Origin of the sequence: Nocardia mangyaensis, from assembly GCF_001886715.1 — a bacterium.
GTDB classification, from domain to species: domain Bacteria; phylum Actinomycetota; class Actinomycetes; order Mycobacteriales; family Mycobacteriaceae; genus Nocardia; species Nocardia mangyaensis.
Window position 1 is genome coordinate 4,287,948 of sequence record NZ_CP018082.1, and the last position, 22,567, is coordinate 4,310,514.

Sequence of the window (22,567 nt, forward strand, 5' to 3'; positions counted from 1 at the left end):
TCAGGAGTCGAAGTCGAAGCGAGCCAGCAGCGCCTTGCGCTGACGGTCGCCCAGGCCACGGAGCCGCCGGGTGGGGGCGATCTCCAGCTCGGTCATGATCTCGGCAGCCTTGACCTTGCCCACCTTCGGCAGAGCCTCGAGCAGCGCCGACACCTTCATCTTGCCGAGAATCTCATCGGACTCGGCATCGGTGAGGACCTGCTTCAGGTTGGTGCCGCCGCGCTTCAGGCGCTCCTTGAGCTCTGCCCGAGCGCGGCGAGCGGCAGCCGCCTTCTCCAGAGCAGCGGCGCGCTGCTCGTCAGTCAGCTGGGGAAGGGCCACGGGTTCCTCCGTCTCATCGTTCATTGCTAGATCTACCGCCGGTTACCCGGACGGTCTGTGCGACCGTACCCACGGCGCCCGCCGATTGCGAACCCGACCCCCAGGTCAGGGCAGGATTACGGATGCCGTATGGGGCGCGCGGGCCCGATGCGGTGACCGCTGATTCCCCTGCTGCGATCGTCGTGCCGAATCCAAAAAATATACCTCTACCAGCTGTTATACCGATATGGGCGATGATAGCCACTAGGTTGCGCCGGTCGCGCTGATCAGCCTGGCAAACTCGGCGGCACTCGACCAGGGGGTTTCCCGAAATTACCGGCGTGTCGCGGGATTTCGTACCGCATGTCGTCACGAACGGGCCCGAAACTCGGCCAGCACGGCGCCCGACGCGGTGGCGGTGACGGCGTCGACCCAGTCCGGAATCGGTGCGGCGCGGGCGATGTAGTCGCGCACCAGGCCGTACGGAATCGCCTTCACCGCGGCCTCGGCCACAGCGATCGAGCGCTCGTCGGCGGCCCCGAATTCGACGCCGACCGCGGCGAACAGGGCGGCGTGCATGTCGTCGTTCACCGTGGCGATCGCAGCGCGCAGCTCCTCGGGGCCGACGTCGAGCAGCTCGTCGTGATGGAACATCTTCATCGCCCTGGCCTCGGTCGGGTGTTCTCGGCAGTAACGCGGCAGGAACACGGCTGCGGCGAGCAAGGGAGACGGCCCGGTCAGGGCGGTGACGAAGCCCTCGTGGAAACGGCGAATAGCGCGCAGCCACAGGCGAGCGAGCAGTTCGTCACGTGAGGCGAAACGCACATAGATCGAACCCGAGTGCACCCCGGCGGCGGTGCCGATCGCCGCGATGGACGGGCGCGTGATCGCCGGATCGACCAGCAGGTCACGGGCCGCGTCGAGCACCTGATCGTCGGTGAAGAGGCGGGGTCTTGCCACCGGCTCAGCCTAGTGGCACAGTTTATGAATATGAATTCAAAAACTAGATTCCCGATCGCCGGGGCCGCGCTCACCTTCATCGCCACCGTGCACACGATCATGGGTGTCGTCCTGTTGTCGGTCAGCGATCAGGACATCGAGCTGTCGTTCTGGTTCACCACCTTCGGCGTGGTCGGGATCGGTCTCGGGTTGGCGATGATCGAGCTCGAACGGGCGCGCGGGTTCGTGCCGGGGTCGGTGTTGATCGTGCTGGCCGTCACCGTGGTCTTCGGGCTGGTCTTCGAGCCGGTATCCGGATTCATCACCCTCTTGGTGCCGCTGGGGGCTGGTGCGCTGGGTTGGTGGCGCGCCAGGGCGCAGCAGCCGACGTCGGCCTGAGCCGGGGCCTTCCGCATCCGCCGCGTCGAAACCTTTGCGACAGAAACTCTTTCGAGCCTTCGTTGCGGTGCCCGGGGACCTGTGCTGGTTGCCGCTTTCCTGGCCGCCGCCGGCCTCGTGACAGTCCGCTCGCGGGTCGTCGGGACTGTGGTCGAGGCATCGGCGCGGTGGTCCGACGCCGACGTCGTGCTGCGGGTCGGCGAGACCGAGTGTCAGCGCGGCCGGCATCACCTCGGCGGCGAGGCCGAACAACAGGGCACACTGGGCCGCAGAGCAGGTCCCGGATCGGCAGCAGGCGTGGAGAGCGACGAGGCCGGGGAAGCGTGTCGCTGCCCCGGCCTGTCGTGTTCGGATCAGCGCTGCAGGAAGGCGAACTCCTCCTGCAGCTGAGCCATCTTGTCGCACAGCGCCGTCACCGACGGCCCGACGCCGAGGAGTTCGCGGGACACCGCGGGAATGGCGGCCGCGAAGTTGGCCTCCGGGACCAGCGCGCGGATCGAGTCCGCTCCCCCGCCCTGCGCGCCGACGCCCGGCATCAGGATGGGGCCGTTGAGGGCCGACAGGTCCGGCGCCTCGGCGAGCGTGGCGCCGACGACGACGCCGACCGAACCGAAGCCGGGTCCGGCATTGCGGGCCGCGGCCTCGTCGACCATCGTCTGCGCGATCGTGCGACCGTCCGGTGCGGCGATCCGTTGCAGTTGCGCCCCTTCGGGATTCGAGGTCGCCGCCAACACGAACACCCCGCGGTGGTTGGCCTGCGCCAAGCTCAGCGCCGGATCGAGCGAGCCGAAACCGAGGTAGGGCGAGACCGTCACCGCGTCCGAGCCGAGCGGGCGGTCGCCGAGCCAGGCCTGCGCGTAGGCATCCATGGTGGAGCCGATGTCGCCGCGCTTGGCGTCGGCCAGCACCAGGGTGCCCGAGGCGCGCAGCACCGAGATGGTGCGTTCCAGGACCGCGATCCCGCCGGACCCGTAGGGCTCGAAGAACGCGACCTGCGGCTTGACCAGGGCGACGCGCCCGTCGAAGGCCTCGACGCAGATCTCGGCGAAGGTTTCCAGCCCGTCGACGTCCTCGGGCAGGCCCCAGGCGCGCATCAGGCCGGGATGCGGATCGATGCCGACGCACACCGGACCGAACTGCCGCATGGCCTGCTGCAATCGGCTACCGAACGTCGTCATGGGTCCCGCTCCTTCTGTGTTCTCCCCGCGCGTCCGGTGCGACGCGCGGCGCCTGATCAGCCACGCAGCTTCGAGTGCAGTTCCTGCAGCGAGCGCACGCCGATGCCGCCGTTGATGCTCGCCTCGATGCCCTGCACCGCCGCGGCCGCGCCCTGCACGGTGGTGATGCACGGGATGTTCGCGCCCACCGCCGCGGTGCGGATCTCGTAGCCGTCCACACGGGGGCCCGAGTTGCCGTAGGGGGTGTTGAACACGATGTCGATCTCGCCGTCGCGGATCTGCTCCACGATGGAGGCCTCCGGCATACCGGTGGCCTCGTCGACACTCTCCGGGTCGGAGTGCTTGCGCGCCTGCTCGCAGGGAATGCCATTGCGGCGCAATGTTTCCGCCGTGCCCGCGGTGGCGAGGATGCGGAAGCCCAGATCGTGCAGCCGCTTGATCGGGAACACCATGGCGCGCTTGTCGCGGTTGGCGATCGAGACGAACACGGTGCCCTCGGTGGGCAGCGAGCCGTAGGCGGCGGCCTGGCTCTTGGCGAAGGCGGTGCCGAAGTCGGCGTCGATGCCCATGACCTCGCCGGTGGACTTCATCTCCGGGGAGAGCAGCGAGTCCACGCCGGTGCCGTCGGCGCGACGGAACCGGTGGAAGGGCAGCACGGCCTCCTTCACCGCGACGGGCGCGTCCAGCGGCACATGGCCGCCGTCACCCTCGGGCGGCAGCATGCCTTCCTTGCGCAGGTCGGCGATGGTGGCGCCGAGCATGACCCGCGCGCACGCCTTGGCCAGCGGGACCGCGGTCGCCTTGGAGACGAACGGAACCGTCCGGCTCGCACGGGGATTGGCCTCGAGGACATAGAGCACGTCGTCCTTGAGCGCGTACTGCACATTGAGCAGACCCTTGACGCCGATGCCCTTGGCCAGCGCGATGGTGGAGCGGCGCACAGCTTCGATGTCGCTGCGGCCCAACGTGATCGGGGGCAGCGCGCACGCGGAGTCACCGGAGTGGATGCCGGCTTCCTCGATGTGCTCCATCACGCCGCCGAGGTAGACCTCTTCGCCGTCGCACAGGGCGTCGACGTCGATCTCGATGGCGTCTTCGAGGAAGCGGTCGACCAGCACCGGGTGATCGGGGTTGAGTTCGGTGGCGCGGGAGATGTAGCCCTCGAGCGACTTCTCGTCGTAGACGATCTCCATGCCGCGCCCGCCCAGCACGTAGGACGGGCGCACCAGCACCGGGTAGCCGATCTCGGCGGCGATCTTCTTGGCCTGCTCGACCGTGGTGGCGGTGCCGTACTTGGGCGCAGGCAGTCCGGCCGCGACGAGCACGTCACCGAATTCGCCACGGTCCTCGGCCAGGTCGATCGCGGCGGCGGAGGTACCCACGACCGGCACGCCCGCGTCGGTGAGCCGCTGCGCCAGGCCCAGCGGGGTCTGGCCGCCGAGCTGCACGATGACACCGGCGACGGTGCCCGACTCGGCCTCGGCGTGGTACACCTCGAGCACATCTTCGAAGGTGAGCGGCTCGAAGTAGAGGCGATCAGCGGTGTCGTAGTCGGTCGAGACGGTCTCGGGGTTGCAGTTGACCATCACGGTCTCGTACCCGGCGGCCGAAAGCGTCTGTGCCGCATGCACACACGAGTAGTCGAACTCGATGCCCTGACCGATGCGGTTGGGGCCCGAACCCAGGATGATCACCTTGTCGCGCTCACGCTGCGGCGCGACCTCGGACTCCGCGCCGGGATCCAGCTCGTAGGAGCTGTAGTGGTACGGCGTCTTGGCCTCGAACTCCGCGGCGCAGGTGTCGACGGTCTTGTAGACCGGGCGCACGCCGAGGCGGTGGCGCAGCGAGCGCACACCCGCTTCACCCGCGAGCTCGGGCCGCAGGGCGGCGAGCTGACGGTCCGACAGGCCGTAGTGCTTGGCGCGGCGCAGCAGGTCCTCGTCGAGGACCGGCGCGTCGAGAACTTCCTGGCGCAGTTCGACCAGGCCGAGGACCTCGGCGACGAACCACGGGTCCACACCGGAGGCCAGCGCGACCTCTTCGATGCTCGCGCCGTAGCGCAGCGCCCGCTCGACCTGGTAGATGCGGCCTTCGGTGGGCACGCGCAGGTCGGTGAGGACGGCCTCGATCGCCTCGCGCACCGAGGCCGGATCGCTCGGATCCTTCGGCGCCCACTGGCCGTCCTCGACGGTCCAGAAGCTGGTGGCCTTGGTCTCGAGCGAGCGCAGCACCTTGCCGAGGGCCTCGGAGAAGTTGCGGCCCATCGACATCGCCTCGCCCACCGACTTCATGGTGGTGGTCAGGGTGGCGTCGGCGCCGGGGAACTTCTCGAACGCGAACCGCGGCGCCTTCACGACGACGTAGTCCAGGGTCGGCTCGAAGCAGGCGGGGGTCTCGCCGGTGATGTCGTTGACGATCTCGTCGAGGGTGTAGCCGATGGCCAGCTTGGCGGCGATCTTGGCGATCGGGAAGCCGGTGGCCTTCGAGGCCAGCGCCGAGGAGCGCGAGACGCGGGGGTTCATCTCGATGACGATCAGGCGACCGTCCTTGGGGTCCACCGCGAACTGGATGTTGCAGCCGCCGGTGTCGACGCCGACCTCGCGCAGGATCGCGATACCGAGATCGCGCATCTTCTGGTACTCGCGGTCGGTGAGCGTCATGGCAGGGGCGACGGTGACCGAGTCACCGGTGTGCACGCCCATCGGGTCGACGTTCTCGATCGAGCAGACGATGACCACGTTGTCGCGGCCGTCGCGCATGAGCTCGAGCTCGAATTCCTTCCAACCGAGGATGGACTCCTCGATCAGGACGTTCGCGGTCGGCGAAGCGGCCAGGCCGCCACCGGCGATGCGGTTGAGGTCTTCCTCGTTGTAGGCCATGCCCGAGCCGAGTCCGCCCATGGTGAAGGAGGGGCGAACGACCACGGGGTAACCGAGCTCGGCGACGGTCTCGCGGACCTCGTCCATGGTGTAACAGACGGCGCTGCGGGCACTCTCACCACCAACCTTGGCGACGATGTCCTTGAACTTCTGCCGGTCCTCACCGCGCTGGATGGCCTCGAAGTCCGCGCCGATCAGCTCGACGTTGTACTTCTGCAGCACCCCGTTCTCGTGCAGCGCGACCGCGGTGTTGAGCGCGGTCTGCCCGCCGAGAGTCGCCAGAATCGCGTCGGGACGTTCCTTCTCGATGACCTTCTCGACGAACTCCGGGGTGATCGGCTCCACGTAGGTGGAGTCGGCGAACTCGGGGTCGGTCATGATGGTCGCCGGGTTGGAGTTCACCAGCGAGACGCGCAGCCCCTCGGACCGCAGCACCCGGCACGCCTGGGTACCGGAGTAGTCGAATTCGCACGCCTGGCCGATCACGATCGGGCCAGAGCCGATCACCAGGATGTGCTCGAGGTCTTGACGACGAGGCATCAGGATCCTTCCATGAGACCGGCGAACCGGTCGAACAGGTATGCGGCGTCGTGCGGGCCTGCGGCGGCCTCGGGGTGGTACTGCACCGAGAAGGCGCGGCCGTCGATCAGCCGCACACCCTCGACGGTGCCGTCGTTGGCGCAGATGTGGGAGACCTCGGCCTTGCCGAAGGGCGTGTCGAACTGCTCGCCCTTCTCACCCTCGAGCGCGAACCCGTGGTTCTGCGCGGTGATGGAGATGCGGCCGGTGCCCTCTTCGACCACCGGGATGTTGATGCCGCGGTGACCGAACTTCATCTTGTAGGTGTTGCGGCCCAGCGCGCGGCCGAGGATCTGGTTGCCGAAGCAGATGCCGAACAGCGGGATCCCACGTTCCAGCACACCCTGGGTGAGCGCGATCGCGCCGGTCTGGGTGGCCGGGTCGCCGGGACCGTTCGAGAGGAACACCCCGTTCGGGTTCAGCGCCAGGATGTCGTCGAGGGAGGTGTTCGACGGCACCACATGGGTGCGCACGCCGCGCTCGGCGAACATGCGCGGGGTGTTGGTCTTGATGCCGAGGTCGACCGCGACGACGGTGAAGCGGTGCTCACCGACCGGTTCGATCGTGTACAGGCCGTCGGTGCTGACCTCTTCGGCCAGGTCGGCGCCCAGCATGGAGGGCTGGCCGTTGACCCGGGCCAGCAACTCGTCGTCACCGGCGAGGGCGGCACCGGAGAAGACGCCCGCCTTCATCGAGCCACGGGTGCGCAGGTGGCGCACCACCGCGCGGGTGTCGATGCCCGCGATGCCGACCACGTCCTGGCGGTCGAGCTGATCCTGCAGCGTGCCGGTGGACCGCCAGTTCGACGACACCCGCGAGGGGTCGCGCACGGCGTAGCCGGCGACCCAGATCTTGCCGGACTCGTCGTCCTCGTCGTTCCAGCCCGTGTTGCCGATCTGCGGGGCCGTGGCCACCACGATCTGGCGGGCGTAGCTCGGGTCGGTCAAGGTTTCCTGGTACCCGGTCATCGCGGTGCAGAACACCGCTTCGCCGAGTGTCTGGCCCTGCGCGCCGAAGGCGGTACCGCGGAACACGCGGCCGTCCTCCAACACCAGGGCAGCCTTCGCCTGTGTCATTCGTCGTCTCCCGTCGTCGCCCTGGTCGCATCCGCCGACCCAGCCGTCCAGGCCGGGTACACCGTCTTGTCGTCGCCGCGGAACCCCGTGTCGATCTCGGTTCCGGTCGGCAGCTTCCAGCGAATTACCAGCACACCATTGTTTGTCATCACTTTGCCCGCGTGTCCGCGTTCGGTGCGCACGACCGTCAGGGATTCCTGCGGAATCCAGATCGGCGTCGCCCCGTCGCGTTCGAGCAGGATTCCGCGTTCGAACCGCGTCAGTTCGGCGGTCGCCCGGAATCCCAGGTCACCGACCGCGATCCGGTTCTGCCAACTGGGCGCGAAGGTGCTGCCCAGGTACAGGCCGGAGGTCGGTTCCAGCAGTTGCGCGCCCAGTTCGGCGGGCACCGTCGGCAGGTCACCGATCTGTGCCTGCTGCCGGGCCTCCTTCTTCTGCCAGGCTCGGTACATCAGCCACAGGCAACCGAGGAACAGGGCCAGACACCCCACCACCCACAGAGTTCTTTCCACGTTCCTGGCCTCCTAGATCCCGACCGCCTTGCCCTCGCGGGCAGTTACCCGGCCGCGCAGCACCGTGGCTGTCACTTCGGCCGGGAACGTCATGTCCTCGAATGGTGTGTTGTTCGAGATGCTCGCCAGTTCGGCGCCGCGCACCGTCCACTCGGCGTCGGGGTCGACCAGCGTCAGGTTGGCGGGCTCGCCAACGGCGATCGGACGGCCGTGGTCGTCGAGGCCGACGATCGCGGCGGGCTTCTCGCTCATCACCTTCGCGACGCCGCGCCAGTCGAGCAGACCGGGCACCACCATCGTCTGCACGATGATCGACAACGCCGTCTCCAGGCCGAGCATGCCGGGGCGGGCGGCGGCGAACTCGCAGCACTTGTCCTGCTCGGCGTGCGGGGCGTGGTCGGTGGCGACACAGTCGATGATGCCCGCGGCCAGTGCCTCGCGCAGCGCGGCGGCGTCGGAGGACTCGCGCAGCGGCGGGTTCACCTTGTTCACCGCGTCGTAGGTCTCCAGGCGCGAGTCGTCGAGCAGCAGGTGGTGCGGGGTCACCTCGGCGGTGATCGAGATGCCTTGGGACTTGGCCCATTTCACCAGTTCGACGGTGCCGGCGGTGGAGGCGTGGCAGATGTGCACGCGAGCACCGGCATCGCGGGCCAGCAGCGCGTCGCGCGCCACGATCGACTCCTCGGCGGCACGGGGCCAACCCGCCAGGCCCAGGCGCGCGGCGTTGGGGCCCTCGTGCGCGACGGCGCCCTTGGTCAGGCGCGGCTCTTCGGCGTGCTGGGCGATGAGCACGCCCAGGGAGTTCGCGTATTCGAGGGCGCGGCGCATGATCAGCGGGTCATAGACGCAGTGACCGTCGTCGGAGAACACCCGTACCTGACCCACGCCGGCGGCCATGGTGCCCATCTCGGCGAGCTGCTTGCCCTCCAGCCCGACGGTGACCGCGCCGACCGGGAACACGTCGACCAGGCCGACCTCCTGGCCGCGCCGCCACACATGATCGGTGATGACGTGCGAGTCCGCGACCGGGCTGGTGTTGGCCATCGCGAACACCGCGGTGTAGCCGCCCAGTGCCGCTGCGGCGGAACCGGTTTCGATGGTCTCGGTGTCTTCGCGGCCGGGTTCGCGCAGGTGGGTGTGCAGGTCGACGAAGCCGGGCAGCAGGATCTGGCCGTTGCCCTCGATCGTCTCGGCGTCCTCGGATGCCGTGAGGCCGGAACCGATTTCGGCGATGACGGTGTCGCGCACCAGCACATCGACCGGCTCACCCTCGCCATAGGGCTTCACATTCTTGATCAGCAGTTCACTCACGCGGTCTCCTCTTTGCGTGCTCGGGCGGCCTCCGTGGTCGTGCTCCGCTGCTGCATGCTCACGCCGCCACCTCCTGGGTGCCGACGAGCAGCCGGAACAACACGGCCATTCGCATGTGCACCCCGTTCGTCACCTGTTGCAGGACAGCGGCTTTCGGCGAATCGGCGACCGCCGAGGCGATCTCCATGCCGCGCAGCATCGGACCGGGGTGCAGGACCACCGCGTCGTCGTCGAGCAGCGCGAGCCGACGCTCGGACAGTCCGTAGTTGATCGAGTATTCGCGGGCCGACGGGAAGAACCCGCCGTTCATCCGCTCCGCCTGCACCCGCAGCATCATCACCGCGTCGGCACCGGGCAGTTCGGCGTCGAGCGAGGTCGCGACCCGGGCGGGCCAGCCCTGCACGCCGACCGGCAGCAGGGTGCGCGGCGCGACCAGCACCACTTCGGCACCCAAGGTATTGAGCAGCAGGACGTTGGAGCGGGCGACCCGGCTGTGCAGGATGTCGCCGACCAGCACGATCCGCTTGCCCTCGACGTCGCCGAGGCGCTGCCGCAAGGTCAGCGCGTCGAGCAGCGCCTGGGTCGGGTGCTGGTGGGTGCCGTCGCCGGCGTTGATGATCGACGGGGCGGCGCGGTTCTCCTCGCGTGCCCACTGCTCCATCCAGCCCGCGATCTGGTGCACCGCTCCCGAGGCCGGGTGGCGCACGATCAGCGCGTCGGCGCCCGCGGCGTGGAGGGTGAGCGCGGTGTCGCGCAGCGATTCGCCCTTCGAGACCGAGGAGCTCGAGGCGCTCACATTGATCACGTCGGCGCTCATCCACTTGCCCGCGACCTCGAAGGACACGCGGGTGCGGGTGGAGTTCTCGTAGAAGACCGTCATCACGGTGCGCCCACGCAGGGTCGGCAGCTTCTTGACCTCGCGGCCGAGCAGGGCCTGTTCGAAGCGCTCGGCTTCGTCGAGGAATTCGGTGGCGGTGCCGCGATCGAGATCGGCGACCGTCAGCAGATGCTTCACGCTTGCGCCTCCTGATGCAGGTACACACCGTCGTGTCCGTCGTGTTCGCTCAGCAGCACCGAGATGTCCTCGGCGCGCGCGGTCGGCACGTTCTTGCCCACGTAGTCGGCGCGGATCGGCAGCTCGCGGTGGCCACGGTCGATGAGGACCGCCAGCTGGACCGCGCGGGGGCGGCCCAGGTCGCGCAGGCCGTCGAGGGCCGAGCGTACGGTGCGGCCGGAGAACAGCACGTCGTCGACGAGGACGACCAGGGCGTTCTCGATGCCGCCGTCGGGCACCGAGGTGCGCTCGAGCGGGCGGTGCGGACGACTGCGCAGGTCGTCGCGGTAGAGGGTGATGTCGAGGGAGCCGAGTGCGGGGCGCACGCCGGAGAATTCCTCGATCTTGGCCGCCAGCCGGTTCGCCAGGGTGGTGCCGCGGGTCGGGATGCCCATCAGGACCACATGCGGTGCGTCGGCGTCGCCGGAATCCAGGGCGGTCTTCTCGATGATCTGATGCGCGATTCGCGCAACGGTGCGGTGCACATCGGACGGTGACAACAACTCTCGCCCGGCCGCCACCCACTCCGGGGTGTGCCGCTGGGATGTTTCGCCCGCGCCGGTTCTGGCCGCCCGTTCGGGCACAGCCATGCCGACCTCCTTCCCCGCCTCACCGGACGGTCCGTTAAAGGATGTCTCCACTCGCCCGTCAGCCTATCAGCGCCGCGACGCGCCTTTGACCAGGTAGGTCGGCCTGTGAGCACGGCCACCGGGGGCGGGTCGGTGGCATGTGGTGCGGTCGTGATCACAGTCGGCGCGAAAGTGCTGTGAGCGCGGGGGTTTCGCCGGATGAGGTGGGCGGCGATGTGTTGCGGTGTCGAGTGTTCGGTGCGGGCCTGAGAGCGTGGTGATCAACGGTCCGACAGCCGCCATGGACCCTCCCGGCCGCCCACCCGATCGCCTCAGCCCGCCGACTCGGCGCAGCGCGGGCCTGAATCCTCTTCGATGATGATGCGGGCTCCGGCCGCGAGCAGGTCGGTCGCGGTGAGGCCGAACATGGCGTGGAAGGTGTCGCTGAATGCGAGGGGCTGGCGAAGCCCGCGTGGGTGGCGGCGGTGGTGAGGTCGGCGCCCTCGGCGACCGCGCGGCCGACGGCCAGCATGCGGGCCCACACGCGGTAGCGGCGGAAGGTGGTGCCCGCGTGCTCGGCGAACAGGTGCAGGAGGCGGGATTTCGACAGGTGGACGGCGGCGGCGAGGTGGTCGGCGGTGATCGGTGCTGCCGGGTCGGCGCACAGGATCGCCGTAGCGGCGGCGATCCGTGGATCCATCGCGAACCGAACCGCGCTGCTCGCGAGGTCGAACACCGTGCCGGGGTCGCCGCCGAGGTGCTGTTGCGCGCCGAACTCGGACCCGAGCCGGATCAATGCCGCTTCGTGCTCATGGCCGAAGCCGAATCCTCCGCTGAACTCGGTCATTCGGCCTCGGCACGCCGCCGCACGCGGTGAGCCGGGATCGATGTAGCAGAACAGCATTGGTGTCTCGGCGATGATCCGGTGCGGCGTCCGCGGCGGGACGAGCACGCTGCGGGCCGAACGCGCGCCGAACGCGTCCGCTTCCACGGTGAACATCGAGTCGAGGCCGATCGCCAGGCACAGCACCGCGCCCGAATGCCGGTCGAGCCGCAGCGACGGCCCGCGATAGAGGGCGTGCCCCGCCCACAACCACACCGTCGCCGGGATGCGACACGTTTCCGGAAGTGGCTGTGTGCCCATGCCCGCCATGCTTGCACGACATCCCGGCACCCGCCGGGACGATGGCGAAGGAGCCGGACATGGTCACAGAAGTCGTCGCCGCGGTGATCCTGGCAATCGTCGGCCTGGTGCACGTGATACCCGGCGTGATCGCCCTCGCGCCGAGCCGAGCGGCCACCGCCTACGGCACCTCGATCCCGGACCGGGACTTCGAACTACTCCTGCGCCACCGGGCCGTTCTACTCGGCACGGTCGGCATCGGCTTGCTCGTCTGCGCATTCATGCCCGCCGCCAGACCTGTCACGATCGCAGCCGGAATCATCAGCACCGCTTCATTTCTCGCACTGACGGCCGTCATCGGCCCGAGTCAGCTGAATTCGCGCACGCTGCGAGTGGCCCGCGTCGATGTCATCGCGCTGGTCGCGTTGATCGCCGCGACATGTCTGCTGGCAGTTGGCGGCTGAACGCCGCCACGGCTCAGTTCGAAGTCGGCGTCGTTCCCGCTGCAGACATCGGTCCCCGCACACCATGTCCCGGTGCGTTCACTCCCATGTCGCCGTGGCGGGGTCTGTGCCGTTGGCGCGGGCGTTGGCGTCGATGATGTCGCGCAGCCATGCGGTCAGGCCGGGGGTGAGTCCGTCGTAGAACGCGGTGTAATCGGGGTCGGTGATGTAGCGGCGGCCCAGGCAGACGTGCATCGCGTGGGTGCAGTCGAAGTACTGGGACAAGGACGCGCGGTGTCGTTCGGCGAGTGCGTCGGCGCGGGGATCGCCGGGGACCACACCGGATCGGCAGGCCGCGGCGAGGTCGGCGTGCAGTGCTTCGGTCTCGGCGGTGATGCGCTGCCAGTCCGCGGCGGATCGGGTGGCGGCGCGCTCGGCGTACTGGGCCCACTGCGGGGTGTCGCCCCACTGTTCGTGGGCCTGATCCACCCAGGCGGGTTGCCAGTGGCCGCCGAAGATCGCGATCTGGTCCTCGGCGGACAGCAGGATGCCCGATTCCCTGGCCGCGATCATCCGGTCCACCGCCTCGGCCATCTGCTCGAGGCGGTCGATCCTGGCGCCCAGCTCGTCGCGTTGGCGGCGCAGAGTGCTGAGGGCTTCGGCGGCGGGTGCGTCGAGCAGGGCGCCGATCTCGTCGAGCGCGACACCGAGTTCCCGGTAGACGAGTACCCGGTGGGCGCGGGCCAGGTCGGCGGCGGTGTAGAGCCGATAGCCCGCGGGCGTGCGCTCGGACGGACTCACCAACCCGACGGTGTCCCAGTGGTGCAGGGTGCGGGTGGTGACGCCGAGCAGTCGGGCCGCCGCGCCGACGGTGCGGTGGTCCGTGGTGGACGGTTGCGCCATGTCCACCAGTCTGCCCGGCGTCGGCGGCATCGCTACGGCGCCTCGATGCCGATCGACCGCGGATGCGCGGCTTCTGGACTGTCCGGGTCGTAGGGGCGCGCCGCGGTCATGATCACCCGCGTGTTCTCCGGCGTGCGGACCTCGAGCTCCACCGAATTCCACGGCATCTGTCGCGGCCCCGCCGTGCAGCCCGGAATCGCCTGCTCACACGCGGCGGAGATCGCGTCGAGCTCCCCGAGAACACACGAGAAGCTCACGGTGAGCGCGGGTGCCTCGGCGGCCGGGGCCCCGGGGACGAGCAGGACGTCCTGGAACGCCCAGCGCCGCAGATGCGTGAGCTGCGCCGACACCGAGAACAGGTCGACGAAGCCGAGCACCTCGGTCCAGAAGGCCACCGAAGCGGCGAGGTCGGCGGTCTGCACGGTCACGAACATCGGCATGCCGTAGAGGCCGCGGAACGGCTCGGGCGCCACCGCATCGGGGCCGGGGATCGGCACGGGGCTGATATCGAAGGCGGGGAATGTTTCGGTCATACGAGTCAGCGTGAACCCTTACGCAACGTGAGGGTCAAGTTCACCAGCCCCCTGGTGCTCTCCGCCAGCGACGACTGGTCGATGATCACCGCGGCCGCGGCGAATCGCTTGCTGAACCTGGTGGCGAGCTCGTTGGTGAACAGGTCGAATCGTGCGCTCATGGCGTCGTCCTCGCGGGTGGTGTTGGCTGGGTGGACGACCACAAGACGCCGGGCACTCAGACCCTGTGACAGCACCGCCGACATGACGCGGATCACCGAGCATGGCTGTCACATCGCGGCGCTCTCGGGCGTCTGGTGTGCGACAGAACCGCCGATCGACAGGAGTCACCGATGAGCGAGCGCATGGACCCCGCGACCGAGTCGTTCGTCGCGCACCGCAATCTGCTGTTCACCGTCGCCTACGAGATGCTCGGTTCGGCCGCCGACGCCGAGGACGTCCTGCAGGAGACCTGGCTGCGCTGGGCCGATGTAGAGCTCGCGACCGTGCGGGATCAACGCGCCTATCTGGTCAGGATCACCACCCGCCAGTCGTTGAGCAGATTGCGCACGCTGGGGCGGCGCAAGGAGAACTACGTCGGGCCGTGGCTGCCGGAGCCGCTGCTGACCACCCCCGACATCGCCGACGACGTCACGCTGGCCGACAGCGTGTCGATGGCGATGCTGCTGGTCATGGAGACGCTCGCCCCGGTCGAGCGGGCGGTGTTCGTGCTGCGCGAGGTGTTCGACCTGCCCTACGACGAGATCGCCGACGCGGTGGACAAGACCCCCGCCGCAGTCCGCCAGATCGCCCACCGCGCGCGAGCGCACGTCGCCGCCCGCAGACCGCGCGGCGTCGTGTCCTCGACCGAGAGCCGCCACGCCCTCGAAGCCTTCGGGCGCGCGGTCGAGACCGGCGACCTCCAGGGTCTGCTCGACCTGCTCGCTCCCGATGTCGTGCTGCTCGCCGACGGCGGCGGTGTCGTCAAGGCGGTGGTCAACCCGATCTTCGGGGCCGACAAGGTCGTCCGCCTGCTCGGCGGCGGGATCCCCAGGATCACCGGGCCCGTCTCGACCGAGGTCGTGCAGCTCAACGGCGCTCCGGCACTGACGATTCGGATCGACGGCGTGATCGACTGCATCATGGCCGTCCGCATCGACGACGGCGCGATCTCGGGGCTCTACATCGTTCGCAACCCGGAGAAGCTGTCGCGCGTGGAGCGCGAGACCGCGGTGAGCCGCTGAGCTCCGCCCTGCTACAAGTGGAGTGGTGACGCAGGTCGATATTCCGCTGAGTGAGGACATCCGCGCCGCCGTCGCGGCCGAGTGGGGAATCCGAGGTGAGGGCGAACGCCTCTCCGGCGGTGGCGAATCCGCCGCGTACCGCGTCGGCGAAGTGGTCGTGCGGATCGGCGGGCTCGACCGCGATCCAGCCGAGGTGCAGTGGTGCAACGGCATCGCCGTCGCGGCCGGTGCGGTCGACGAGGTCGTGGCGCCGCTGGCCCGCGCCGACGGGTCGACAGTCGCGGTGGTGCACGGCCGTCCGGTCACCGTGTGGCCGCTGGTCGACGGACAGTGGGTCGACGTGGACGACCCCGTCCAGGTCGCCGAAGCCGCAACGCTGCTGGCCCGCGTGCATCGCACGCTGGCCGATCATCGACCGCCACCACGCCCCCGCCCCGGCTTCCTCGAGGTCGGCCTGGACGGCACACCCTCGACCGAACTACCCGACCCCGAGCTCGACCGCTGGCTCGCCGAGTTCACCCGCACCGCCCGCGTGCAACCGCTCCACGGCGACTATTCCGAGGCGAACCTCCTCGCCCACGACGGACACGTCACAGCACTGCTCGACTGGGACGCAGCCCTCATCGGCCCACCCGAGGTCGAATTGGCCTCGGCCGCACTGGAGTTCGCCGACGAATTCGGCCAGGACCCCACCGCGGCCCGCCACTTCGTCGCGACCTACCACGCCGCAGGCGGCACAGCCTCCCCCCTCGACGACCGCACCCGCACCCAACTCATGCGACACCGCCTCCGCCGCGAAGCCGCCTACTTCACCCTCACCGTCGCCCGCGGTGCCGAACACGACGAAGACGACCTCGCCTACCACCACGAACGCCTGACCGCCTTCCACCGCCTGAGGCTGTAGTCGAGATCAGTAGGGTCTTCGCGGTGATCGTTGCTGTGGAAGGGCCCAGTGCTGCGGGGAAGACGACGTGGTGTCGAGGTTCGGGGCTGGCGTTCGTTGCCGAGTACGCGCCCACCGGGGTGGAGCCGGAGGGGGCCGATCTGGTTGGGCAGGCGGCGTACTGGGTGGGCGTGAATTCTCAGCGGTGGGCGAAGGCGCTGGAGTTGTCGGGCACTACCGGGGTCGCGGTGTGTGACAGTGATCCGCTGAAGCTGCACTACAGCTGGTGCCTGGCGGCGGTGGGTGCGGCGCCGTTCTCGCGGTTCGAACATGAACTCGCTGCCGTCCGTAGCGCCTTCGCGCGGCGTCAGCTCGGACTTCCCGATGTTGTGCTGTTGTCGATTCCGGATGCACCGCGGCTGATGGCACAACGCCTCGGCGATCCGACTCGACGCCGTCGACACTTCGACCTGCACGCACGCCTTTCCGAACCGCTGGCCGAATGGTATGCCGCCCTGGAGCGACTCGACTCCGGACGTGTCATCGACGGTTTTCCGCCTGCACTCGACCTCGAGACGTTGGCACCGCCACGTCGGGATCGCTACGACCTGGACCTGCTCGACAGCTTGGTCGACGGACTGCCCACCGTGTGACGTATCGACGGTCGGCGGCCGCTGACACCACCGCACTGCGTTCGAACACACATTCGAATCGCTGGTAGGATCGCCGACATGTCGTTACCCCTGCAGAGTTCGCTGTTCGACGGTGATGCGGTGGCGTTGGGTTCACTCTCGGCGGTTCGACGGACCCCACTCGACGCGAGCTCCTGGGTGGATGTCCTACCTGGATGGCTGAGTGGGGCGGGTGTGATGTTCGACCGGCTGGCCGAGCGGGTGCCGTGGCATGCCGAGCGGCGGCCGATGTACGACCGGGTGGTCGACGTGCCGCGACTGGTGTCGTTCTTCGGGGAGAACGATCCACTGCCCGACCGCATCCTGGTCGAGGCGAGGACGGCGCTCTCGGCGCATTACGCGAGCGAGCTCGGCGAACCGTTCCGGACCGCGGGGCTGTGTTTCTATCGCGACGGCCGCGACAGCGTGGCCTGGCACGGCGACACGATCGGGCGCGGCGCCACCCACGACACGATGGTCGCGATCGTCTCGGTCGGCGCGGCCCGGTCGCTACTGCTGCGGCCGCGCGGCGGGGGCGCGAGCGTGCGATTCGCCGCCGGACACGGGGACCTACTGGTGATGGGCGGCGCGTGTCAGCGCACCTGGGAGCACGCCGTGCCGAAGACCACACGCCCAGTGGGCCCGCGCATCAGCGTTCAGTTCCGCACGCGCGACGTCCGCTGACAACACCCTTGACCTCAACCATGGTTGAGCAATCACGATGATGATCATGAACAGCACCGAACCCCCGGCCATCGAAGACCGCTCCATCGACCACGCCGCCGACGTCGCGGCGATTCACGCGATCATCGCCGACACCCAGACCGCCATGAACACCAACGACGCCGAACTACTGGCCGCGCCGTTCACCGCCAACGCCAGCGTCGGCAACGCCGTCGGCGGAGTGCTCCACGGACACGACGCGGTACTGGAGGCGACTCGGCGCGGACTGTCCGGCTTCCTGAGAGAAGAGCACGTCCGCTACGACGTCACCGAAGTCTCGTTCCTTCGCCCAGATGTCGCCATCGCCCGCAAGCAGGCCCGCGCCACCGCCGCCGACGGCACGCTGATCGACACCGAGCCCGCCATGGTCGCCCTGTATGTCCTGGTGAAAGAAGGCGGTACGTGGTGGACCGCGGCGCGACAGAACACACTGGTGCCGCCCGCACAGTGACTCCGGGCCGAGCCGAGCCAGGATCTCCCGCAGCGCGCGAGTCGATCGCGCCGCGGGCTCACCGGCCGGTCGGGGCCCGCCTGACTCGCCGAGGTCGCCCGGCATCGGCCTGCCGCGCTGGGTGCGGTTCTGCTACGGCCCTGATCACGAGATATTTTCCACTGCTCGGCGATTCATCGAGTTGATCATGAGCAGTGTGACCGGGGCAGGAACGATGTTCGCGTGGGTCGAGTTCGGAACCGAGCGGCGGAACCGGTCACCGGGTACGGTCCGGCGAGATGTCGGGGATGGCCCGTAGGATTCGGGCATGGGGAGTCCATTGACGGCGCAGGTGCGTGCGGCCAACGCGCTCACCGAACGGTGGTCGGCGACGTTCGCCGCGGCGGACGCGGTGGTCTCGGGTGCGGGGCTGTGGCCGTTGCTGGCGGTGCTGGCCGGGGCGGCCGGGGGCGGGGCTCGCGCCGAGCTGGCCGATGCGGTCGGGATCCGTGCCGAGGACGCGCACGCGGCGGGGTTGGAGCTGTTGCGCGCGCTCGATGAATCTCGTGAGGTGTCGACGGCGATCGGCACCTGGGTGCGGCCGGGGCTGGAGTTGCGTCCGGAGTGGGTGCACAGCATGCCTGTCGGGACCGTCGGCGTCCTGGGTGATCAGGCCGTGCTCGACGCCTGGGCGCGCGACCACACGCAGGGTCTGATCGAACAATTTCCGCTACAGATCACGCCGGAGACCGTGCTCGCCGTGGCGACCGCGCTCGTGGCGCGCACGCAGTGGGTGCAGCCGTTCGAGCCGCGGGAGTTCGCGCCGGAAACCGGTCCGTGGCAGGGACATCGGGGGCCGGGTCTGCGACGGTTCTCGCGGGGTGACCGCAGTGTCTCGATCCTCGGCGAGGATGTCACCCGAGTCGTGGTCACCGGTCGCGGTGAGTTCGATGTCCATCTTCTGATCAGCGCCGACGGACCGCGCCACGGCCTCGCCGCCGGGATCGCCGCGCTCGACGACGCGATCGAGGTGCGGACGGACCCGCCCGCCGGCAGCATCGCGCCATGCCTGACCGTGCGCCGGGTCGAGTCATGGGGTGGCGGCAACGGCACCTCGCTGGCCCTGCCCCCCTTCGAGGTGCGCAGCGCGCACGACCTGACGGGCCAGGCGGCACTGTTCGGTCTCACCACCGCGCTCGACGGGTCGCGGGGTCATTTTCCCGGGCTCAGCGACACTCCGCTCGCGCTGAACGCGGCGGCCCAGCATGTGCTGGCACGGTTCGATGCCACCGGTTTCGAGGCGGCCGCCGTCACCGCTGTCGCGATGGCCGTGGCGGGGATGCCGCGCAAGCAGTGGTCGACGATCACCTCCGTGACGATCGATCGGCCGTTCGGATTCCTGGCGGTGGACCGCGCGAGCGGGCTGGTCCTGGTCGCCGGTCAGGTCACCGAGCCGCCGCGAGACCGGGTCCGACCTGCCACTACCGAGTCCGCGAGGGCGCGATTCCCGGAGCCGCCACCGTGAGACCGGTAATCGGCGTTGTCGATCATGTTGCTCAGCAACAGGATTCGGTTTCGATGCAACGCGTGGAGGTCGTATCCTGGTAGGAGTCCGCAGTCGGGTGCACAGGGGGTCGTGGTGATCGTCGTTGTCGCGGACGAGACCGAACTCGAAGGCGCTGAACAGATCGTCGGTGCGGCGATCCGCGACTGGGCCTCCGACGCGGGTGGGGTGGCCGTGTTCCGTTGCCATGTGCCGGAGAGCCGGGGCGGATCGGTCGAGGTCGACGCGCTGGTGTGCACCCCGCAGGGTGCGACCGTGGTGGAGGTCAAGGGTTTCACCACCCGCCAGGACGGCATCCTGGCCACACCACCGAACGGCCCGTGGACCATCGGCGACGAACCCGCCGCGCTCTACCACGCGGTGCGGGTGCCGAATCCATTCGTCCAGGTGCGCCGACAGGTGTTCGCGGCCAAGAACCTCCTGCAGCAGTCCGGCATCTTCGGCTGGGTGAACGCGGTGATCGCGCTGGTCCCCCAGCCCGGCTCCGACATCACCATCGAGGAGACCCGCATCGCCGACGGGTACCGGGCCGTCTTGGTCGGGCGCGACGATTCCTCGGCATTGCACGACTACTTCAATGCCGAGACCGGGCGCACGGTCCGCCTCAGCGTCGCCGATGTCGGCCACGTGTTCGCCGGACTGAACCTGCGTCACCTCCTGCCCGCACCGCACGAACTCGCGGCCCAGGGTTTCCCGGCCGAACTCGACCCCGCGACCACCAGCCGCCCCGCGGCACCTCCCGCTGTGGAACTCACGACAGTGGCCGGTTCCGACGCGAACGCCCCGGACTCCCCCACCTCCACCGAGGTGGCCACGAGCGGTTCGGCCCGGATGACCACTCGCATCGCCCAGGCCACCACCCCCGCCTTCCTCGCCGCGATCGACCGCCTCGCTCATCGACCACACTCGTCGTCGCGCACCGGTGGGCCGTCCGGCATGCCAGATGATCGCGAATCTCGCTCCCCCCGAGACGAATCCGCTTCCGCCGCGCCTGGTGGCACAGTCGAGGACAGTCCAGCAACCGGTGGTGCGGACGCCCCCGATTCCGGCGCCGGCGCAGCACCCAGCGACGACGCACCCGACCTCGCGAACAGCTCGGACGCCGCCGCTTTCGGCAGTGCCCACAGCGATGTGATACCCGACGACGATGCCGAGAACGACACGTCGGGCAGCGAGGACGCCGTGAACGACCCTGAACGCACTGCCGCCGCGGACACTGCTCCGGCCCCTGCCGAAGGAACCGCCGGACAGACACCGACAGAGGAGACCGATACCCGCACCACTTCGGGTGACGAACTCGGCGCTGCCACACTGACATTCGGCGGCCCCGCGACCGTCACCACCTCGTCGCACGGACCTGTGGCGCCCACCCCTGACGACGAGATACTCACCGGCGCGATGCCTACCACCAGCGGCAAGAGCCGTGACGCCGCGCGTAGCGAAACCGGTTCAGGTGCAGCGCCGTTCAACGAACCAGGCGTCGGTGAACCCGAGGGTGGAACCGCCCCCGCAGGTGTCGTCTCGCTGCGTAAGGAACTTCCCGACGAGGTGTCCGCTGCGGCGAGCGCATCTCAGGGGAGTGCCGCTACGCCTGGGGATTCCGAGAGTGCTGGTCCCGGCGAACGCGAGCTCAGCGGCCGTGGTGTGCCAGAGGACGCAAGGCCGCCTGGCGATTCAGGCGTGGTGTTCGAGGCCGGTTCGGGGTGGCGCAGTGGTGTGGCGTCCTACCGTACGGCCCGCGCGGACGACGAGGCAGCCGGGAAACAGCGGGAGCCGGAGTCATCCGGATCGACGGGTGTCGGTGTGGCAGTCGGTGGCGCTGCTGTCGCTGCCGCTACGGGGGCAGCCGGGGCGGCGGCAGCGTCGCGCGCTATACCGGAAAAGACTAGCCGGTCGGATCTCGAGTCCGAGGGCGGGCACACGGTCGCGCAGGAGGAGTCCCGGGAGCCGCACGAGGCGTACGGGACCACGCAGGAGCCGCACCGGGACCCGCGAGAGCCCTCCGCGACAACGCAGGACTCGTTTCGGGACACAGGAGAGTCATACGGGAGCACACAGGACCCCTACGGGGATCCCCACGAGTCGTACCAGGATCCGCGGGGTCCGTACACGAGTCCCCAAGGGGCTTACCGGAATCCGCAGGAATCGTACGGGAACACCGAGCACTGGTCCGACTGGGTCGAACATGATCGGCCCGCGCAGCGGCCGACATGGGCGAGTCGGGTGCGCGAGCAGCTGCGCGGCGGGGACGGACCGTCCTTGCTGGAGCGGTGGCGTAACCGTCCGGTGCGGGATCGGGGCGAACGGAGGCGACGGCTGCGGGTCGGGCCGGGCCTCGGGCTGGTGCTGTTCATCGTGCTGTTCGGTGCCGGGTTCTTCGCGATCGCGGCGGTGCAGGCGAGTCGGTTCGAGATGTCGGACTACGACCGAATGTGCGGGGAGCGCATACCGTTCCCGAACGCCGCGGCGTACGAGAGCGGCGGCGTGCGGCCGATCTATCTGTCCGGCGCACTCGCCGAGATGGTGATCCCGGACAGAACGGGGGCGTGGCATCCGCGCGACACCTCGTCGGTGCAGCTCATCGCCTGCATGCGACAGCTCGACCTGCGCGATCTGGTGCAGACCTGCCAGTACGCCCCGGGCCCGGGCGTGCCGGTCGGACGCACGGTCAACCTGTTCCGGGCGAGCTACGAGATCGTGGTCTACGAGGCACATTCGGGGCGGGAAGTGGCGCGCGCCGACATGGTCGGCGAACGCTACTCGGCCGACCCGTCCAATACCAACCCGGACCGCTGCCGTGCCGCCGCCGATGCCCCCGACTACCTCGGCCGCCGCCTCGGTCAGCCCTCGGCCGCCCAGGTCACCGGGTTCCTGGCACCGCTGGTGGGCACCGACCACTGACCCGACTTGACCTCGAGTGCACTCGAGGTAGCAGGATCGGCGACGTGCCTCGCGCACACCCGACACCGCGCCCCCGGCGCCGGTCGCGCCTCCGCCGGTTTCCCGTACACCCACCGGCGGAGGCCGTCGGGACGACACCCAGATGGCCGAGTTCCGTTGTGCCCCTGACACACTGGCGTCCGTGGAGAATCCGCTCGCATCCCATCACCCATCGGAACACGGCCGACCGCACCGGCCCCGCACCGGACGGACTACCGACGTTCATGTCCGGCAAGGCAGGTGGGGCGCAGTCGCCGTCGTCGCACTTCTCGCCCTTGGCGTTTGCGGACTCGCCGCTTGCTCGTCCAGCAAGAGCGTCACCACCGCCTCGGCGG

Annotated in this window: 22 protein-coding genes; 9 read left to right on the forward strand and 13 right to left on the reverse strand. The window is 69.2% G+C overall.

From position 1 onward, the window contains the following. Both mihF and BOX37_RS19455 read right to left on the reverse strand, forming a co-directional pair. Complete coding sequence (gene mihF / locus BOX37_RS19450) at positions 1-321, reverse strand: integration host factor, actinobacterial type (protein ID WP_030203531.1); 321 nt, start codon at positions 319-321, stop codon at positions 1-3. 348 nt (positions 322-669) lie between these two features. Further along, positions 670-1,260 (reverse strand): TetR/AcrR family transcriptional regulator, encoded by a 591-nt coding sequence (locus BOX37_RS19455; RefSeq protein WP_071928907.1) that lies wholly within the window; start codon positions 1,258-1,260, stop codon positions 670-672. A 30-nt stretch (positions 1,261-1,290) separates the two neighbouring features. Here BOX37_RS19455 and BOX37_RS19460 point away from each other — a divergent pair, with 30 nt between their 5' ends. After that, positions 1,291-1,638, forward strand: a complete 348-nt coding sequence (locus tag BOX37_RS19460; RefSeq protein ID WP_240504945.1) for a DUF6463 family protein — start codon at positions 1,291-1,293, stop codon at positions 1,636-1,638. A 353-nt stretch (positions 1,639-1,991) separates the two neighbouring features. Here the strand turns inward: BOX37_RS19460 and pyrF are convergent, their stop codons facing one another. From pyrF to BOX37_RS19505, 8 genes are all read right to left on the reverse strand, one after another. Then, positions 1,992-2,816: an orotidine-5'-phosphate decarboxylase gene (gene pyrF / locus BOX37_RS19470; RefSeq protein WP_071928910.1), complete on the reverse strand. Its 825-nt coding sequence runs from the start codon at positions 2,814-2,816 to the stop codon at positions 1,992-1,994. A gap of 56 nt (positions 2,817-2,872) precedes the next feature. Then, entirely contained in the window at positions 2,873-6,235 is a 3,363-nt protein-coding gene (gene carB, locus BOX37_RS19475; protein WP_071928911.1) for a carbamoyl-phosphate synthase large subunit, read from the reverse strand. After that, complete coding sequence (carA, locus tag BOX37_RS19480) at positions 6,235-7,350, reverse strand: glutamine-hydrolyzing carbamoyl-phosphate synthase small subunit (protein WP_071928912.1); 1,116 nt, start codon at positions 7,348-7,350, stop codon at positions 6,235-6,237. The genes carB and carA overlap by 1 nt, the downstream gene beginning before the upstream one ends. Continuing rightward, the gene (locus BOX37_RS19485) at positions 7,347-7,862 is read right to left on the reverse strand and encodes a PH-like domain-containing protein (protein WP_071928913.1); all 516 of its coding nucleotides are present in this window, start codon (positions 7,860-7,862) and stop codon (positions 7,347-7,349) included. The genes carA and BOX37_RS19485 overlap by 4 nt, the downstream gene beginning before the upstream one ends. A gap of 12 nt (positions 7,863-7,874) precedes the next feature. Then, the gene (locus BOX37_RS19490; RefSeq protein WP_071928914.1) at positions 7,875-9,173 is read right to left on the reverse strand and encodes a dihydroorotase; all 1,299 of its coding nucleotides are present in this window, start codon (positions 9,171-9,173) and stop codon (positions 7,875-7,877) included. Between the two features lie 58 nt (positions 9,174-9,231). Next, positions 9,232-10,188: an aspartate carbamoyltransferase catalytic subunit gene (locus BOX37_RS19495; RefSeq protein ID WP_071928915.1), complete on the reverse strand. Its 957-nt coding sequence runs from the start codon at positions 10,186-10,188 to the stop codon at positions 9,232-9,234. Next, a complete protein-coding gene (gene pyrR, locus BOX37_RS19500; protein WP_071928916.1) occupies positions 10,185-10,817 on the reverse strand; it encodes a bifunctional pyr operon transcriptional regulator/uracil phosphoribosyltransferase PyrR in 633 nt (210 codons plus the stop codon). Before pyrR ends, BOX37_RS19495 begins: the two co-directional genes overlap by 4 nt. Before the next feature lie 154 nt (positions 10,818-10,971). Next, complete coding sequence (locus BOX37_RS19505; RefSeq protein ID WP_240504947.1) at positions 10,972-11,940, reverse strand: AraC family transcriptional regulator; 969 nt, start codon at positions 11,938-11,940, stop codon at positions 10,972-10,974. Between the two features lie 59 nt (positions 11,941-11,999). Here BOX37_RS19505 and BOX37_RS19510 point away from each other — a divergent pair, with 59 nt between their 5' ends. Next, a complete protein-coding gene (locus BOX37_RS19510; protein ID WP_156910463.1) occupies positions 12,000-12,383 on the forward strand; it encodes a hypothetical protein in 384 nt (127 codons plus the stop codon). 78 nt (positions 12,384-12,461) lie between these two features. On the opposite strand, the gene BOX37_RS19515 is transcribed toward BOX37_RS19510, so the two are convergent. Genes BOX37_RS19515 through BOX37_RS19525 form a run of 3 tightly spaced genes read right to left on the reverse strand, consistent with a single transcriptional unit; the run spans position 12,462 to position 13,959 of the window. Continuing rightward, positions 12,462-13,265, reverse strand: a complete 804-nt coding sequence (locus BOX37_RS19515; RefSeq protein WP_071931671.1) for a MerR family transcriptional regulator — start codon at positions 13,263-13,265, stop codon at positions 12,462-12,464. Positions 13,266-13,297: 32 nt separating this feature from the next. After that, positions 13,298-13,798 (reverse strand): VOC family protein, encoded by a 501-nt coding sequence (locus tag BOX37_RS19520; RefSeq protein WP_071928917.1) that lies wholly within the window; start codon positions 13,796-13,798, stop codon positions 13,298-13,300. 5 nt (positions 13,799-13,803) lie between these two features. Next, positions 13,804-13,959: a hypothetical protein gene (locus tag BOX37_RS19525; RefSeq protein WP_156910464.1), complete on the reverse strand. Its 156-nt coding sequence runs from the start codon at positions 13,957-13,959 to the stop codon at positions 13,804-13,806. Between the two features lie 171 nt (positions 13,960-14,130). Between BOX37_RS19525 and BOX37_RS19530 the strand changes: the two genes are divergently transcribed. The 7 genes from BOX37_RS19530 to BOX37_RS19560 all read left to right on the forward strand — a co-directional run bounded on the left by BOX37_RS19530 (position 14,131) and on the right by BOX37_RS19560 (position 22,193). Continuing rightward, positions 14,131-15,021 (forward strand): RNA polymerase sigma-70 factor, encoded by an 891-nt coding sequence (locus tag BOX37_RS19530; protein ID WP_071928919.1) that lies wholly within the window; start codon positions 14,131-14,133, stop codon positions 15,019-15,021. Between the two features lie 25 nt (positions 15,022-15,046). After that, the gene (locus tag BOX37_RS19535; RefSeq protein ID WP_071931672.1) at positions 15,047-15,925 is read left to right on the forward strand and encodes a phosphotransferase enzyme family protein; all 879 of its coding nucleotides are present in this window, start codon (positions 15,047-15,049) and stop codon (positions 15,923-15,925) included. Between the two features lie 23 nt (positions 15,926-15,948). Continuing rightward, entirely contained in the window at positions 15,949-16,557 is a 609-nt protein-coding gene (locus tag BOX37_RS19540) for a hypothetical protein (protein WP_071928920.1), read from the forward strand. A 78-nt stretch (positions 16,558-16,635) separates the two neighbouring features. Continuing rightward, positions 16,636-17,259: an alpha-ketoglutarate-dependent dioxygenase AlkB gene (locus BOX37_RS19545; RefSeq protein WP_071928921.1), complete on the forward strand. Its 624-nt coding sequence runs from the start codon at positions 16,636-16,638 to the stop codon at positions 17,257-17,259. 46 nt (positions 17,260-17,305) lie between these two features. After that, positions 17,306-17,749, forward strand: a complete 444-nt coding sequence (locus tag BOX37_RS19550) for an SgcJ/EcaC family oxidoreductase (RefSeq protein WP_071931673.1) — start codon at positions 17,306-17,308, stop codon at positions 17,747-17,749. A 307-nt stretch (positions 17,750-18,056) separates the two neighbouring features. After that, on the forward strand, positions 18,057-19,253 hold the full coding sequence (locus BOX37_RS19555; RefSeq protein WP_071928922.1) for a serpin family protein: 1,197 nt from the start codon (positions 18,057-18,059) through the stop codon (positions 19,251-19,253). Between the two features lie 114 nt (positions 19,254-19,367). Next, entirely contained in the window at positions 19,368-22,193 is a 2,826-nt protein-coding gene (locus tag BOX37_RS19560) for an NERD domain-containing protein (protein WP_167659964.1), read from the forward strand. Positions 22,194-22,567 lie beyond the last annotated feature (374 nt).

Coding starts and splice junctions, on each gene's coding strand:
- BOX37_RS19460 (WP_240504945.1), top strand. CDS start 1,291: ATGAATTCAAAAACTAGATTCCCGATCGCCGGGGCCGCGCTCACCTTC.
- BOX37_RS19545 (WP_071928921.1), top strand. CDS start 16,636: ATGTCGTTACCCCTGCAGAGTTCGCTGTTCGACGGTGATGCGGTGGCG.
- carB (WP_071928911.1), bottom strand. CDS start 6,235: ATGCCTCGTCGTCAAGACCTCGAGCACATCCTGGTGATCGGCTCTGGC.
- pyrF (WP_071928910.1), bottom strand. CDS start 2,816: ATGACGACGTTCGGTAGCCGATTGCAGCAGGCCATGCGGCAGTTCGGT.
- BOX37_RS19520 (WP_071928917.1), bottom strand. CDS start 13,798: ATGACCGAAACATTCCCCGCCTTCGATATCAGCCCCGTGCCGATCCCC.
- pyrR (WP_071928916.1), bottom strand. CDS start 10,817: ATGGCTGTGCCCGAACGGGCGGCCAGAACCGGCGCGGGCGAAACATCC.
- BOX37_RS19555 (WP_071928922.1), top strand. CDS start 18,057: ATGGGGAGTCCATTGACGGCGCAGGTGCGTGCGGCCAACGCGCTCACC.
- BOX37_RS19510 (WP_156910463.1), top strand. CDS start 12,000: ATGGTCACAGAAGTCGTCGCCGCGGTGATCCTGGCAATCGTCGGCCTG.
- BOX37_RS19530 (WP_071928919.1), top strand. CDS start 14,131: ATGAGCGAGCGCATGGACCCCGCGACCGAGTCGTTCGTCGCGCACCGC.
- BOX37_RS19525 (WP_156910464.1), bottom strand. CDS start 13,959: ATGAGCGCACGATTCGACCTGTTCACCAACGAGCTCGCCACCAGGTTC.
- BOX37_RS19550 (WP_071931673.1), top strand. CDS start 17,306: ATGAACAGCACCGAACCCCCGGCCATCGAAGACCGCTCCATCGACCAC.
- BOX37_RS19515 (WP_071931671.1), bottom strand. CDS start 13,265: ATGGCGCAACCGTCCACCACGGACCACCGCACCGTCGGCGCGGCGGCC.
- BOX37_RS19505 (WP_240504947.1), bottom strand. CDS start 11,940: ATGGGCACACAGCCACTTCCGGAAACGTGTCGCATCCCGGCGACGGTG.
- carA (WP_071928912.1), bottom strand. CDS start 7,350: ATGACACAGGCGAAGGCTGCCCTGGTGTTGGAGGACGGCCGCGTGTTC.